Origin of the sequence: Enterocloster clostridioformis, assembly GCF_020297485.1 — a bacterium.
In the GTDB taxonomy this organism is placed as follows: Bacteria; Bacillota; Clostridia; order Lachnospirales; family Lachnospiraceae; genus Enterocloster; species Enterocloster clostridioformis.
On the sequence record NZ_JAIWZC010000001.1, the window covers coordinates 1,384,217 to 1,400,744 of the forward strand.

General features: G+C 39.1%; 7 protein-coding genes. All 7 read right to left on the minus strand.

Annotated elements, in window-relative coordinates; all coding sequences use genetic code 11:
• Positions 1-36: 36 nt before the first annotated feature.
• The 7 genes from LA360_RS06855 to LA360_RS06885 all read right to left on the minus strand — a co-directional run bounded on the left by LA360_RS06855 (position 37) and on the right by LA360_RS06885 (position 16,526).
• Entirely contained in the window at positions 37-1,410 is a 1,374-nt protein-coding gene (locus LA360_RS06855) for an MATE family efflux transporter (RefSeq protein ID WP_022201019.1), read from the minus strand.
• A gap of 92 nt (positions 1,411-1,502) precedes the next feature.
• Entirely contained in the window at positions 1,503-1,655 is a 153-nt protein-coding gene (locus LA360_RS06860; RefSeq protein ID WP_225537361.1) for a hypothetical protein, read from the minus strand.
• Between the two features lie 26 nt (positions 1,656-1,681).
• Entirely contained in the window at positions 1,682-5,773 is a 4,092-nt protein-coding gene (locus LA360_RS06865) for a non-ribosomal peptide synthetase (protein WP_225537363.1), read from the minus strand.
• A gap of 2 nt (positions 5,774-5,775) precedes the next feature.
• Positions 5,776-6,861 (minus strand): Gfo/Idh/MocA family oxidoreductase, encoded by a 1,086-nt coding sequence (locus LA360_RS06870; protein ID WP_225537365.1) that lies wholly within the window; start codon positions 6,859-6,861, stop codon positions 5,776-5,778.
• Between the two features lie 2 nt (positions 6,862-6,863).
• Positions 6,864-7,940, minus strand: coding sequence for a saccharopine dehydrogenase NADP-binding domain-containing protein (locus tag LA360_RS06875; protein ID WP_225537367.1), 1,077 nt, complete (start codon positions 7,938-7,940; stop codon positions 6,864-6,866).
• A gap of 13 nt (positions 7,941-7,953) precedes the next feature.
• Positions 7,954-15,885 carry a non-ribosomal peptide synthetase gene (locus LA360_RS06880; RefSeq protein ID WP_112483175.1) on the minus strand — a complete coding sequence of 2,644 codons (7,932 nt, stop codon included), beginning with the start codon at positions 15,883-15,885 and terminating at the stop codon, positions 7,954-7,956.
• Complete coding sequence (locus tag LA360_RS06885) at positions 15,882-16,526, minus strand: 4'-phosphopantetheinyl transferase family protein (protein WP_112483177.1); 645 nt, start codon at positions 16,524-16,526, stop codon at positions 15,882-15,884. The genes LA360_RS06880 and LA360_RS06885 overlap by 4 nt, the downstream gene beginning before the upstream one ends.
• Between the last annotated feature and the right edge of the window lie 2 nt (positions 16,527-16,528).

Sequence of the window (16,528 nt, forward strand, 5' to 3'; positions counted from 1 at the left end):
TCCTGTGTTTCGATACTGTTTAGAAAAACAGATTTCTTACTTCCCTGAAGCTTTTAACGCATCCATTCTTCTAAACTCATTTATCATCATACCAACCGCAACAATAAATACTGTCACATCCGTAATAAGCGGAGCAGCAAATACGCCATGTACACCAAATACGGCAATATAAGGCATGATGATGGCTGCTGGTATGTAAATGGCTATCTGGCGTAAGATAACCAGAACACTCGCTTTTGTAGCTCTTCCGAGGGACTGCATCAGGGTCAGAACCACAATCCAGACTCCTAATAAAATATATGACAGGAAGAACAGACGGAAATCCCCTACTCCCAGTTCCACTACGGACGGCGTTGTAATGAACATAGAGAGAATTGTCTTCGGTACTAACATAATCGGCAAATAGAAAATAAGCGCTAATAAAGTTGCTGTGATTGCAAACACTTTCGTGATGTGCTTTACCCGGTCGTATTGTTTTGCACCGTAATTGGTTCCGACCGCCGGCTGATATCCCTGGGAAAGTCCCCATAAAGGAATAAATGCAAAAGACACTACCCGGTATGTTGCGCCGAGTATAATCTGCCATGTGTCTCCTCCATGCTGCGCCGCAAGATTATAAAGTGCAGTTTGCTGTACCAGCATCATCACCTGCATCAGCATCGCAGAAAAACCTACTCCGATGATTTCCGAGAAAAGCGTTCTTTCAATGCGAATTGCATTGATTCTCACAGTCTTACTCTTTCGCTTAAAATACAAAAGAGAAGCCATTGCATACGCGACCTGCGAAGCCACGGTTGCATATGCAGCTCCATCAATACCCATACCATAAGGTTTTAGAAGTAAAATGAAAATCGGGTCAAGTATAATATTCATGATAGCGGAACCGGCGCTAAAGAGCATTGCCTGTTTCAATAATCCCTCACCACGCATAATCATATTTGAGGACTGTGCAAAATTGACAAACAGACTGCCTGCAAAGATGATGCGTAAATACCGGAGCGCCAGCTCCAGAATTTCTCCGCTTGCACCAGAAAGCATTAAAATCTGTTTCGTAAAAATCATGCCTATCGCCATGATGATAAGAGAAAAAATCAAATTCATGGCGATCAGATTTCCCATTATCTTGTCAATTGTAGACTGATCCCTTTTTCCAATCGCCCTGGATAGGATTGAAGCGGAGCCGATACCAATGAGTGTGGAAATCCCACTATTGGCAAGCGTAAATGGATAGGACACAGATACCGCTGCCATAGCGTTATCTCCTACCATTTGTCCGACATAAACTCCATCCATAAAATTGTAAAGCCCAACAACCACCATGCCGATAATCGCAGGTACGCTAAGTTTTAATACTAAACTTTGCGGGCTGTCATGAAGCAGCATAGACCGAGTATCATTTTTATTTGACATTATATCACATCCTTTTCTTTTAACTGTCAGTCTTTTAAGTTACCAAAAATGTTTTATTTTGTAGAAGCAGTAATCTTGATGTACAATGTCCATCATTCTTTTAAATCACATAATAAGCCTGCCAAATATTCTGCGTTCTCTTTCTGTTCCACACAAGTATAATGGTTTCCAGGGGTTTCGATAACGTTAAAAGCTCCTAATGCCAATCCCTCCCATGTCTCCAACACCATTTTCTTAAATCCCACTTCGCCCTCCGGGGCAAAGAAATAATTTATTTATTTAAATACGGGCATATTTCATAATGCATGGCTTCAAATGTCGCAACGCAAACCTGATATAAACTCTTGATAAGCTCCATCGGCATCTCTACATTCGTATTCTTTTTACACTGTACTGCATATAATCCGAACCGTTCTTCTTTTTGCATCGTTGCCAATTCTCTGAAAAAGTCACCTAACTGCTCCCGTTGGGTTGTTCCAGATATACTTGTCAGAAAGCCCTTATTAATTACTCCTTTTTTCATTGATTCCTGGACTATAATCTGCTCGTACAGCGCAGGATTCGGCATCTCAATATCTGCGTAAGAAACTGGAATATTGTCCAAAAACATCATTTCCATTAGCAGTTCATCTTCTACCTTAAATGAAGGAGGCAATAAAAGGCTGTCTAATATTGAGAGTGACTTCACGGTTATCGAATTTTCATTAAGACGGTTTGCCGTCTCTAATGCTATAACACCACCAAAACAATACCCTATCAAACTTACGGCCTTTGCCTGATAACTACAGATTATTTGGGAATATATATCTGATAACATCCAAATCAAATTAGTTGACGGTATTGAACAATACTTATTCGTATCTTTAATACCTATCCCAATCACTTTTTCTCCCTTACTTGCAATTAAAGAATCTGCAAGATAGTCAAAACGGTTAAATGAACCTAATGCACCATGGAATATTATACTAAGTCCTTTCTCCAGATCTCCGCCATATTCCCTCACAAATACAAGTTCAGAGTTTGTGTCCTCCATTTTCTTCTCTTCGACTGCCGTTTCTGTATTATTCCTAATGAACTCCGACAGTTTTTGAATGGTCGGATTATAAATCATTTCTCTCAGTAAAGCATCAAAAGCAATATCCTTAGAAATTTGTTCTCTAACTTTTGTAGCCATCTGGGCGAGTATTAGTGAATCCGCTCCCAAGTCATAGAAATTGTCAAATACCCCAGCTGCGCTTTGGGGAACAACGCTGTTCCAAAGCTCTATCAGTTTATTCTGTAGTTCATCAGGATTTTCTTCCCGCAGTTCTTTTCCTTCTGCGTTTTCCTGTTTAATGATTAACTTTTTAATTTTATCCCGGTCTATTTTCCCATTGGCAGTCAGCGGAAACTCTTCTACCGAAATAATATCCGCAGGAATCATATACTTTGGTAAATACGCTTCTAAATATTGTTTTAAATCAGAATTCTTCACATTCCCTTGAACAGTCTTTACAAAAGCATAAATATCCGTTTTTACCTCATTCAGCACCACCATAGCCTGTGAAACAGATTTATGCTGTTCCAGAGTAGACTGGATCTCTCCTAATTCAATACGGTGTCCTCTCAGCTTTATCTGATTATCATTTCGCCCCTTAAACTCAATCTCACCATTAGGCAGATAACAGCCAATATCCCCTGTTTTATACATTCTGCCATTTTCTCTGCCCGTAACAAACTTTGCCGCTGTCAGCTTATGGTCATTATAATACCCTTCGGCAAGACCTGTTCCCCAAATACAAAGTTCTCCTGTCACGTATACCGGGCATGGGCGTCCTTTTGCATCATAAATAGAGAATCCCTGATTCGATAAAGGTTTGCCATAAGGTATACTCACCTCACGTATCTCATTATCAACACATTCATGATATATGGACCAGATAGAAGCTTCCGTTGCACCGCCTAAGCTGATAACCCTGGCATCACCAGAAGCACATTTTTGTATATCCCCAGGCATGCCTACCGGAATCCAGTCTCCTGATAACAGCACGATGCGAAGTGGCAGCTTCTCATTCTTACCGGTAAAATAACCGGTTAAAATCTGCATAAACGCGGGTACGGAATTCCAGATGGTGATTTCATATTCCTGTATAAGCTCTACCCAATGAGACGGGTCCATGTATCTTGAGAGTATTGGATAAACCAAGGTTCCTCCGCATGATAATAATCCAAAAATATCATAGACAGACAAATCAAAATTAAGTTTTGACAGCCCTAACACCGAATCCTGACTACTGATAAAAAATTTCTGGTTAATATCTTTAATTGTATTCCAAGCAGCTTCATGTGTGATAGCCACACCTTTAGGAACACCAGTAGTTCCTGAAGTAAAAATAATATATGCCAAATCATCGGGGGTTCCTCGCAGTATAATACTGTCATTACTTGTTGCCTCGATCTGGTCTACCGGTAACACCGGCACATGTTCAAAAACTGCACTATGACCCGAATGAATAAGAACTGCTTTTATATCAGCATTGGCTACGATTGTGTTCCAACGCTGTTCCGGCTGCTCTATGTCAACAGGCACATAAACGCAAGAAGCATATAAAATACCTAATACAGCAGCTACCTGAAATCGACTTTTGGGGAGCAAAACTGCAATATTGCTGCCTGGTTTAATCCCCATTTCACTCAGGCGGTCCGCAATCCCTAAAGCCATATGATGAAGTTCCAAATATGTAAATTTATCTGCAGAATCAATCACTGCTGTTTTTGCAGGTTGCTTCTTAACCTGTTCCAGAAACTCGTCATACAGCATTTGAGGAGTTATCTCTTTTTCAGTACTGTTTATGCCGGCTATCCGCTCCAGCTGCCATGAAGGCAGTTCCAGTTCAGAAATCTTTGTCCAGTTCACATCAGTTTCTGCCAACTCCAAAAGCCTGCTACGGAAGGTTTCAAACATATCCTTAATCAACCCATCAGGAAATACACCGTTTCTAACATCCCAATCCGCCTGTAATCCATATTCTCCGTCCATGACCTGGCAGTCTATGAATACTTGTGGTGTCTGGCTGATTCCATTTCCGTGAAACTCACCTTGCAGCTTCTTATCAGAAAGGCCAATAGCGCTGGTAAAAACAATTGGCATTAAGGCATATTCCCTTCCCTTTTTTCTCGATATTTCCCTGATGACCTCAACACCATTAAACAAACGATGATCCAAATCTTCAAACAATTGGCCTGAAATCTCTCGGGCCTTTTCAATAAAAGGCTTCGATTTTTCCATACGTGTTTCTAAAAGGCTTACAGATGTAAAATCTCCGACAATCTCCTCTACCTTCTGGTGAATGGGTGCTCTGTTGAGAACGGTGAGATTAATACAAAATTCTGATGTCTGACTCCACCGTTCTATTACTTCTGCATAGGCTGTCAATACCACTGCCGTTGGCGTTATTCCAAAATGATTGGAGTATCTTTTTAATCTATTCCATTTTTCCTGATCAATCTCCATAAAATATCTTGAAAAATCACTCCTGTTTTTAATTGGATTTCTAAGTATTGGAAGCTCCGGGGCCTTTGGCAAACTCTCTATTCTATTTAACCAGTACTCCTTATCAACCTTATACTGTTCTGTTTCTTTCAATTTTCTCTCGGCTATCAAATAGTCCCTAAATGTCACTCCCACTTCAGGCAACAATTGTTCCGGTGTGAAATAAAGTGTTTCAAACTCGTATAATAGCATCCAAATACTTTTCCAATCTGCAATTAAAAATTCCATTGAAAAGTGAAGGATGGATTCCTTATCTGTATGGCTCACTGCAATTTCAAACATGGGCCAGCTTCCAAGTTCATATATAGCATTTCCCATACGATTTCTAATTTTTTCAAGAGCCTTACCAGCCTCAGAAATATGTAAAAGGTCATACTCCTGTATTTTGAATTCATTTACTTCCGGTAATACCTGCTGTGTTCCATTTTCATTAACAATGGCTCTCAGCATCTCATGTCTGGCAATCAAACGCTGCCATGCTGCCTGTACCTTATCCACATGTAACTCACTATATGTTAATTCCATATAAACATGGCATGCTACCCCACCATATTCAAAAGTATCTTTTCTTCCCAATGCATAGGCAGCCTGTACATCTGTAAGCGCAAATGGTTTGTACATATCCTCTGGGGCAGATATGATTCTTATATCCTCAGCGTGCTCTTTTAAATACTGAATCAGAGCTTCTTTATTCTCTTTCAGCAACAAAATATCATCATGATTTATTCCATGAGAGGCTCTGTACTTTAATTTTTCTCCATCCATAAATAGGGTGATTCCCTTATTTTTAAATAACTCTAAAATTGTTTTCATGTTCTCAACATGATTCATATTCATGCCTCCTCTGTTCTTGAAACACTCTTTTCCAATATATCGGTAAGGGTGGCCTTACTCAATTTCTTGTCCATTATATCCGCATATCCCAGATATTTTGTCATCTCATTCCACTGCCTTGAGCAAATCATCTCTTTCTGTCCTTTGGCGTTGAGCAGCCGTTTATCGCTAATTCCCTTTAAAACCAGCAGGAGATCCTTCTTTACAGCCTCCGGCCATATATCTGTGATAATCTGTTTAAAATTCCGGCTGTGATATCCGCCTAAAACATGTCCCGTTTTTTCATACATGTATTCAGGAACTTTACTTTTCACATCGCCATAATTGTATAACTCCACAGGAATGTCAAGCCGCGGATTCCAAATTGCCGGCCCAAATGTGTCCTGCAGTGACAAATGTCCGCTCTCATACATATACGTTATACTATGAAGCAAATGCATGTTGTTATCCGGGTCCTTCGGGAATACCTCATTATGAATTTCCATGCATACCGGTATCTTATTTAAAGTACCTGTTATAACCCTAAATGGTCCAGCTTTAACATTACCGCTGAATTCCCATGAGCGGATATCTGGTAAGGAATTCATTAAAATATCCATTAACGGATAAGATACCTGCGGTGCAAAAGATAAATTCATATATAGCGGATGGTCATGAATTTCATTTAATTTACGTGCACTTCGTATAAACGTTACAATACTGTCAAGATGGGGGTAAACATCTCCGGTTTGAAAATATACCCCATTCTTTAACGCAATACGATAGCACTCTTCCAGATCTTTAGGATGGATTGGCTGCTCCTGAATGACATTTATTCCATTTTCCAGGAAATGTAGCGCTATCTCAGTCCCTTTTCCGCCCAACGCCCTGGTTCTTAGAACTACGCAGGCTAAGTCAATATTCTTTGGAACCTGCCGTATATCAGTATATAAAGTGGTATTGAAATTTGCCGCGCATCTTTTGGAACGTTCGCTCCCATTTGCTAAAATACCGACAATCTCAAATTTATCATTCAATCGTCTCAAAGCCTCAAGATAAAAGAGCCCAAATGTAGTGCCGCATACCACAGTTCGTATTTTCTGCATATTTATATTTCTCCTTCTTCAACAGCTGTTAAATCCTCTATTGATTTATCTGCAATGCTTATCAGCAACCTTTGTCCAATCCTATCCAATATAGAAAAGAATTCATTCACTTCTTTTATCTTTCCTAATTCCCCTCCGATTTCCAACTCCTTTGTATTATCCAGCAAAAGGGCAGATGCCGCTGCTACTGTACCTGTCATATACTCTGCTGTTGGTGCTTTTACCTGCATGGTGCGAATTATATGTTTACCCGCTGTCTCTCCGGATATCTGAATTACAAAACCTGCATATTCCGTTCTTCCTAATGTATCCACATAAGTAGCCAAGCACAAATCTTCAACTGCTTTATCAGAATCCATTTTATAACTGTCAGCCGCCGTGTTCATAAAATTATGCGTGCACTCCCCCTCCAATGCCATGAACCATTTTGAAACATTACACTTTGTAATCCGTTCTACATACTCACATTCCTCATCATAATATGGGTATAAATAAGCTTCGTTTATGGAAAGAGGAAAAAGTTTCCTTCTTGCCTCTCTCCTCTTTGATGGTAATTCCATTCTGCTGTCAAATACTCCATCTAAGTAGTCTGCCGCAGCGGTCTTAGTGAACTTTCCCAAAGCGCAATAATATACTTCTATCTGGTGTATCTCTTCAAATTGTTGTGCCAGATATTTTGGCAACACGCCTGATAATCCAGGGATTGCACCGGCTTTACAAAGAATCCTTTTATCTCCATATCTTTTAAATATTTGATCCATAGCCTTACCATATCCAACGTCCACATACCCAATTCCCATATTCAATACCGCTTCCGCCAGTTCAAATGCATGATTATAGGTAGGGCCGGCGCAATTTAAAATAATTGTGCAATCCTCTGCAAATTGCTCTACACTATGAATGTTTTTGAAATCCACCTGCCTGTATTCCACTGCGGCGTTATCAGGCAATGACTTTGCCAATTTTTCAAATTGTTCCTTATTCCTTCCCCCCACTTTGATGTATGCACCGGAAAAACGCGTTAAAGCCTGGGTTGCCCATTGGCCAACATTACCACTGCCTCCAATAATTCCTATCATGTAATAACTCCTCTTATTTGTTTTCTTCCATATAAGCTGATAACGCCTCTATTGTCTCATATTCCAAAATATCTTCTATACTAATGTTTTCCAAACCTGCCAAAGCAATTTCGTCTAATAGCTTCATCAGAACAATAGAATCTCCACCCAAGTCATAAAAATCATCGGTAATATTAATTTCAGTATTTTCAAATACCTTTTGCCAAATTCCCAGCAGTGTTTTCTGCAACGGACTGATTATATCTTTTGATAATTCCCGCTCCTTCTTATCTAAATTCAGCTCAGGAAGCTTACTTCTGTCAATTTTTCCATTGGCAGACAGCGGTAATTCTTTTATGGAAATATAATGCTGCGGCACCATGTATTCAGGCAGAAAAGCACTTATACTTTCCTTGATAGACTCTGAAGCAAGGTCGTTCGATGTTGGAATATAGTATGCTATCAGCTGTTTATTTCCAGTTCTATTTACCACATATGAAACCACACTTTTTTCAATTCCCGGTACATTATTAATGGCAGATTCAATTTCTCCTAATTCGATTCTATAGCCACGAATTTTAACCTGATTATCTATTCTGCCTAAAAATTCAATATATCCCTCTTTCCGCAGCACTCCCATATCCCCGGTCTTATAAATCCTGCCCAGATGGTCATGTTGAATAAATGCAGCTTCCGTTTTCTCTGTATCTCCACAATATCCCTGTGCGCCCCCAACTCCTCCAATATATATTTCACCCACTACGTCCATAGGGCATAACTCGCCGGCGAAGTTCAAAACATACATTGTCTGATTTTTTAAAGGCATGCCATAAGGTATACTCTTCCATGCTGGTTTTACTTCTCCTATTTCATAATAGATTGACCAAATAGAAGCTTCTGTTGCTCCGCCTAAACTCATTATCTTAGCTTTGTTAAAGATGCTTTTCGCCTTATCTGGCAAATCAAGTGGAATCCAATCTCCACTCAGCATAATCTGCCGTAATGAAAGGCTATCTTTCATCCCTCTTTCCAACATATGTTGAACAACAATCGAGCAGATAACCGGTACCGAGTTCCATACCGTAATCTTTTTTTCCGCAAGAAGGGAAACAATCTCGCTGCAATCTCTTGCATCACAGACCATTACCAGTGCAGCTCCTGTACTAAATGCTCCAAAAATATCATATACGGATAAATCAAAGCAAACTGATGATATCCCAATCAATCTGTCCGTCTTATTTAATTTTATCTTGTTGTTCAGATCGCTGATTGTATTGCAGGCTGCCATATGATTTATCATAACGCCCTTTGGTTTTCCTGTACTGCCTGACGTATAAATTATATATGCCAAAGAATCAGGCAGGGATTGTATTCCTATGGGGCTTTCATCATATTGTTCTAATTCTCCCGAACGATACAGTTCCTCACTCAGCAATAGCCTTGAACCACTATTCTCCAGTATGAAATCCCGTCTTTCCTTCGGGAACTTTGCATCCACAGGAACATAGGCAGCACCCGTTTTTAATACTCCTATAATAGAGATAATGGTTTCCGGTTTTCTTTCTCCCAGCACACCGACCCGATTATTGGCGCCGCAGATTCCATGGCTGCATAAATAACGTGCAACTTGATTCGCTTTAGCCTCAATCGCAGCATATGTGTATTGTTTGTCTCCGTAATATAAGGCTGTTCCGTCCGGTGTTTCCCGGACTTGCTTTTCAAAAAATGCCTGCAATGAATTGGGGGCAGCACATTCCACCGGTATGTTATATCCGTCCCAAACTTTATCTGTTTCTATTTTAGACCGTGTTTCAAATACCCCATTTACTGCTATATTCTTAATTCCACTTATAAAATCCTCAAATACTGCAGCTATTATCGCAGGATCGAATAAATCCTCCACATAATCCCACGATATATAAAGCTCATGCTTCATTTCAAGAATTTGGTTATCCAAAAACACCTGGGGTGTCTGCGTAACGGCGTATCTCAGTTTTCCAATCTGTTCAAACCAGTTCTCATCAGAATCAAATAACACACAGGTAAATACCACAGGCATCAGGGCCTTACCGATTCCATTGCTCAGCCTTGATAATTCTCTTATAATCTCTGTACCATCAAATGCTTTGTAATCCAGATTATTCAAAATCCTTGTCTGAATCTGCATCGCATTATCCCAAAAATCCGCCCCATCAATATGTACTTCCAATGGAAGAATTTTTGTAAAGTCCCCTAAAATCCCACTGACATTCTGATCAAACTCTTTTCTTTCAAATGCAGTCATATTAAGCAGCAAATCCTTCTGATTACTCCATTTCGCAAGCACCCTGGCATAAATTGTGCAAAGTACTGTAGATGGAGAAACAGCATGCTTTCTTACAGTGTTTTTAAATGTCCTCCAGGTTTCAGCATCAATCGTTTCGGAAACTCTGCTGATTCTATAATTTTTACATTGTGTCAGGTTCTTCAGCATAGGCAAGCGAGGGAATTCCGGAAAACAAGGGATTTTATTTAACCAGTAAGCTTTCGCCTCCTGATACTCCCTTTCATTCTTACTATTGTTTAATGAATTTACATATTCGTGATATGAATAATGAATCGGCGGCAGTTTTTTATTATTTAAACCTTCTGTAAATTCCTTTAGAAAGATTCTTAAGCTGTCCCCATCACAAACCATGAGGTTGATACTTGCACACAGAATCTTAAAATTGTCACTCTCCCGTTTTAAAACTTCAAACGTAAATAACGGCCACTTTGAAAAATCATAATTTTTGTGAGATAATTCGCGGCGCATCTGTTCATTCTTTTCCGCAAACTCCTGTTCCGTCTCGGCTATCGTAATGTCAACCTTATACTCCGGCACGTCTGCCAGTATCTTCTGTGTGCCATTTTTTAAAAATATGCTGCGTAAAACCTCATGACGCTCCAGCAACTGTGCAATACTTCTTTCAATATCACTGATTTCATATGGGAACTCCACCTCAAAATAGTAATGGGCATTATAGTTCGCCAATTCAAACGAATCATTTCTTCCATTAAAATATGCTTTTTGAATATTCGTCATTGGAAGTTCCGTTTGATATGCTTCCACTGTTTTCTCCCTGCGGTTTTCCGATAATAAAGTGTCCTTCGGCTCCTCCTTTGATTCCGTTTCAGCTTGTATAAACCGGGCCAATTCTTTTATGGTGCCGGTTTCCACAATTTTTACAAAGGGAATTTTCACAGCAAATTGTTTTGTTAATTCCTGTGCTATCCTTTGTGCAATGATAGAATCTCCGCCCAAGGCAAAGAAGTTTTCATCAACCGATACCTGATCGCTCTCTAAATACTTCCCCCATATTACAGATATTTTCATTTCTATCTCATTAGCCGGAGCTGATATCTCGGATTCCTCTTTTAATTCCGGTATCTGCAATAACGCAGCCCTGTCTATTTTTCCATTTTTACTTAACGGGAACTGTTCCATATAAACAAAGCGGTATGGGATCATGTAGGTAGGCAGATATTTTTCAAAGTGAACCTGCAATTCCCTATCTTCTATTTCCTTCCCAGTATAAAACAGAGCCAATTTCTTCTTAGAATCCATAATTGCAATTGCATTATCTACTGTATAGAGTTTACGGGCAACAGTTTCAATCTCACCTAATTCAATACGAAAACCATTTATTTTAACCTGACCATCTTTTCGCCCCAATATTATTACATATCCTTCTTCGGAAAATTTACCATAGTCCCCTGTTTTATACACTCTCCCAATTGAAGGTATATCTACAAATGACCGACTTGTTTTTTCCTCGTCACCAACATATCCTAAAGCTACTCCCTTTCCACCAATACAGATTTCACCCACAACATTTGTTGGGCACACCTCGCCTTCTTTATTCAATATATAAATCTTTTGATTTCCTAATGGATAGCCATAAGGTATACTGCTCCATCCTTTCCGGACCTCACGGATTGGAAAATAGATTGACCAGATTGAAGCCTCTGTAGCACCTCCCAAACTTATAATTTCTGCATTCGTAAATACCTTTTTTATTTTTTCAGGCAGCTCCTTACCAATCCAGTCCCCGCTTAAGAAAATATGAGTTATTTCTGTATTTCTATAATCCACTGGAAGACTTTCCAAAAACAGTTTCATGATTGCTGGAACCGAATTCCATATCGTTATAGGGAATTGCTCCAGCATATGGCTTATCTCTTCTGCATTCCTCGGGTCCTTTACCAAAGATAAAAATCCGCCCATATAGATACTGCCGAAAATATCAAAAATGGATAGATCAAAATTCAGCGCTGACAATCCCAATACCCCTTCATTTTCGTCCAGGGCAAATCTTTTTTTCATATCAACCAGCGTATTCATGACACCCTCGTGAGAAATGGCCACCCCTTTGGGATTGCCTGTGCTACCCGATGTGAAAATTATATAGGCTGTGTCCTCCAACTTAGAAGTAGTGTGATTCCTCTGTCCCTTAGCAGAAACACATCTTTCAATCTTATTATTCTGCACATGTACAATCCACTCTGCACTGGAATATTCTCTTATAGTTTCAATACGTTCCTTCGGATAATCTTCCGGAACGGGTATAAAGGTGGCTCCTATTTTAGCAACAGCTAATATTGCTACTACGGAATCAATATCCTTTCCCGCCAGTACCATGACCGTATCTCCACATTTCATACCCTGTTTTATATAATCCTCAATCATATCTTCCATACGTCTCTCTAACTGTTCATATGTTAATACAGTTTCACCATCCGTTATGGCTTGTTTTGGACCAAAAAAATCGAGTGACTGTTTTAACATTTCCGGAATAGTCATTAGTTCTTCCGAACAATCAGTTTCATTGTACCGGGCAACTGCTATCTCATTTCCTACGGGGACATCATTGATTTCACGGCCGCAGATTATTCCTTCAACAAGGTTCATGTAGTAATTAAACATATTGTGAATCATATTGTCCGGAAAAATCTTCTCCAGATAATCCCAAGCGATTACGTAAGTTGTATCATAATGATATATCTGGCAGTCCAGATATACCTGTGATGTTTGAGTAACAAAGTAATTGATATCCTCATATATAAGCGCATTGTCTTCCTTAAACAACATACTGGTGAAAACCACCGGCATTAAAGCCATCTCGCCCTGATGAACTTTAGCATACTCCCTTATTACTTCTACACCATCGAAATTGTTATGATCCAAATACTCATATAATCTACCCTTTACATAAGATAAATCCTTGGACAGATTCCGTGGACTGCCTGATTCATTTTCGTAATTGAAAAGTGTATTGGTCGTAAAGTCTCCAACAAAACGCTCTGTGTCTTTCATCTGTGTCGGACGGTCCATCACTGTTACATTGAGTGTAAATTCCGGTTCCTCGCTCCATCTCTTAAGCGTATGTATATAAAGAGTCAACAGCAATACGCTTATTGTCACACCATTTCTTTCTGCAAAATTTTCTAACTCTTCCCAGGCTTCCTCTGTAAATGCCTTCTCCTTGCGTAAAAATACATTAGGGCCACGATTGACAGCTGCAAGAATCGGTATTTGTGGGGAGCCCGGAAGCGTCTTCACTCTTTCCAGCCAATATTGTTTATCCTGTAAGTATCTGTTTCCGGATTTTCTGATGGAATATGCTTCCAGATACTTGCCAAATCCATCCGATATGGGTTCTAATTCCAGTCCTCTGCATAAACTCTTAAAGTCTCTGACTAACACACTTAAACTAAATCCGTCCACAATAAGCATATCTATATCAATGGCCGCAATATAAGAATCCCCCGCCTTGATATTGCAGATTTCAAACAGTGGCCATTTGTCTGGTTCATTTACTTTCTGATTGGCAGCTTTTCTATGGCCTTCAAGTGACTTTTCTTCTAATGTCTTTAAGAAAAACGTATCGGCAATGTCTTCCCCCAATATCACCCGTCTGCTATTTTCAAAAATACTGCGCAGCATAGAATGGCGTCTGATTAGTTTACGTATTGCCTCTTCTATTTTTTGTGAAGAAAGATTATGCTTCACTTCCAAATAAAAGTGGGACATATTGGTATTCCCATAGAACTCCTGCTGGCGTCCCAGTATGTATGCCTCCTGTATAGAGGTGCAAAACATCTGGTTTTCACATGTTATCTTTTCTACCGATATTTCTCTTCCAGAAAGCTTATTAATGTAATCACATAAATCATGAATGGTTTCACACCTCGTTAAATCAAGAATCCCCATTTTAACTCCAAATTGCTTATGGATTGCACCAATCAACCGAAACATACTCAGGGAGTCTTCTGCAACGTCCAGAATACTGGTATCTTCCGTAACTTCTCCCGCAAAGTAACCCTTCATAAAACCTTCTATATTATCTCTTCTCTCTGAATCTCTACTCATTGTATATTTCCTCATGATTTCTGCTTTACTGATTTTTCCTGCTTTTGTATTACTAAGTTTGTCCATAAAGATAATATTATCCAGCTTTATACCCAGCTCTCTTAAAATAGTATGCCTGATTTTACTTTTAAGTTGCTGACCTTCAGCCTCATTTATTTCAACAAATAAATAGATATAAAATTTACCCTCGCTGGACACATTATCACCGCAGGCTACGCTTCTAAGCTGAAAATATTTAGCTACCGCATATTCAAGATCACTCAGGTATATATTTTTTCCGTAGGAAAAAATTACGTCCTTTCTTCTCCCTATAACATATAATGCCCCACCAGAGTAAAATCCTATATCGCCTGTACTTAACCACCCATCTTCCACAGGCTGACGGCCATCATACTCAAAATATCCCTTACAAACAGCACTTCCCTTTATCTCTATATTTCCGATACAATTTTCTTTTAGTTCCTCACGATGGTCGTCCATGATTCTGACTTTTGTATCTGCAATAGGTTCTCCCTGACAAATTAAATCAGCTTTTTTATAATCAAAATGTCTGCTGTCAAAATCAATTCCTGATGTTATATTCACTTCTGGTGCCACTGTAGCTTTTAACACATTTCCTTTATTTACAACCACACCGGAACAAGTCTCACTCAACCCATACGCAGCAACAAACTTTTCCTCATCAATATGAAACCTGTTTACCTTAGAAAAAAATCTCTGAATCACCTGCCGTGAAATCGGTTCCCCAATACTCATTAAAATACGAAGGGATGATAGATTCCAATTATCTGAATCAGTTATACAATCAGACATATATTTATATGCAAAATTAGGTGCTACAGAAACCGTCACATTGTATTTTTCCATCAGATCGAACCATTCCCTGGGATTAGATAAAAATGAGCTGATTTCCGAGTAAACGCATGTACAGCCTTTAAAAAATGGTAAGAACATAAAGTCCACCATCCCCACTATATGCTCCAGGGACATCCATGTCATAAACACATCATTTTGTGCTACGCTATACTCTATGCTTTTCTCTTTTACCGACTCTATAATATTTTCGACAGTCAATATTGTTCCCTTTGGTTCCGAGGTACTGCCGGAGGAATACATGATAATTGCCTCGTCCTGCTCCCCATATGCTCTGCCCCTGCGGCAAAGGCTCATTGCGTCCGCTTCAATATTTTGTATATCAATACATCCATCTGTAAAATGAGCCAAATTCTGGCTTCCCTGATTATCAGCAATCACCAATGTCCCTGGATGCGCCTTCAAAATCTTCATTAACTGCTCATAACCACTTTGGCTGGTACACATTGGCAATATAACCGGAATGGCATCTAAACAGAATAAGGAAATCAGGGAAATTAGAAACTCCTTTTTATCACCAATCTGTAAAATAACATACTCTCGCCTTTCAACAGAGCTCAGCTTCGCCATGGTTTTTTCAACCATATTCCATAAATTATCTGCACTGAACCGTTCCTCACTCAAATCATAAAATATAATTTCATTTTCGCTATTATTAAAAAAATTATGAAAGATTTCCATAATACTTCCATTTTGTCTCATATATTCAGTAACTCCTTTCGTGTAACCATTTGATATCGGACCGGGTATTTGCTACATACCGCTAAATACATACTTCCTATCTTTTTCAGATGATACACAAATTCATCTTTGCAGAAAGTCCCGTCTTTCGGAGTTAAAAACTCAATATAATTACTCCCGTAGACCAAACCTATGCCTGTACATTTTACAGTAGCTTCCTTTAAAACCCACAAGCGGAAGAAATCTTCTTTCTGCGAATTTACAATAAATTCCAGTTCCTTTGGTGAAAAAATATCCGATGAAAAGAACATTCTCTTTTCATCGATTGTTTCTATATCAACACCTATATCATTTATAGAAACAGCACAGACAACGCCCTGGGAACAGTGGCTAAAATTAAAGTAAACGTCTTGATGTTCTTTTAAATACGGTTTTCCGTGAATGCCATAGTCCATAGCAATCCTTCCCTCTATATTAAACTCCCGTTTCAGGGCAATCGTTAATAAGAGATAAGCGATGATGCAATTCTTACGATCAAGATCCCGTTTAAATTTTTTAACCTTTTCCAACCGATATTCCGGCAAAATCATAGATACCCGTTCTAAATCTGATTCACTAATCCGGTCTAACTCCTTAAATATATAAACACCATCATTCCACATGG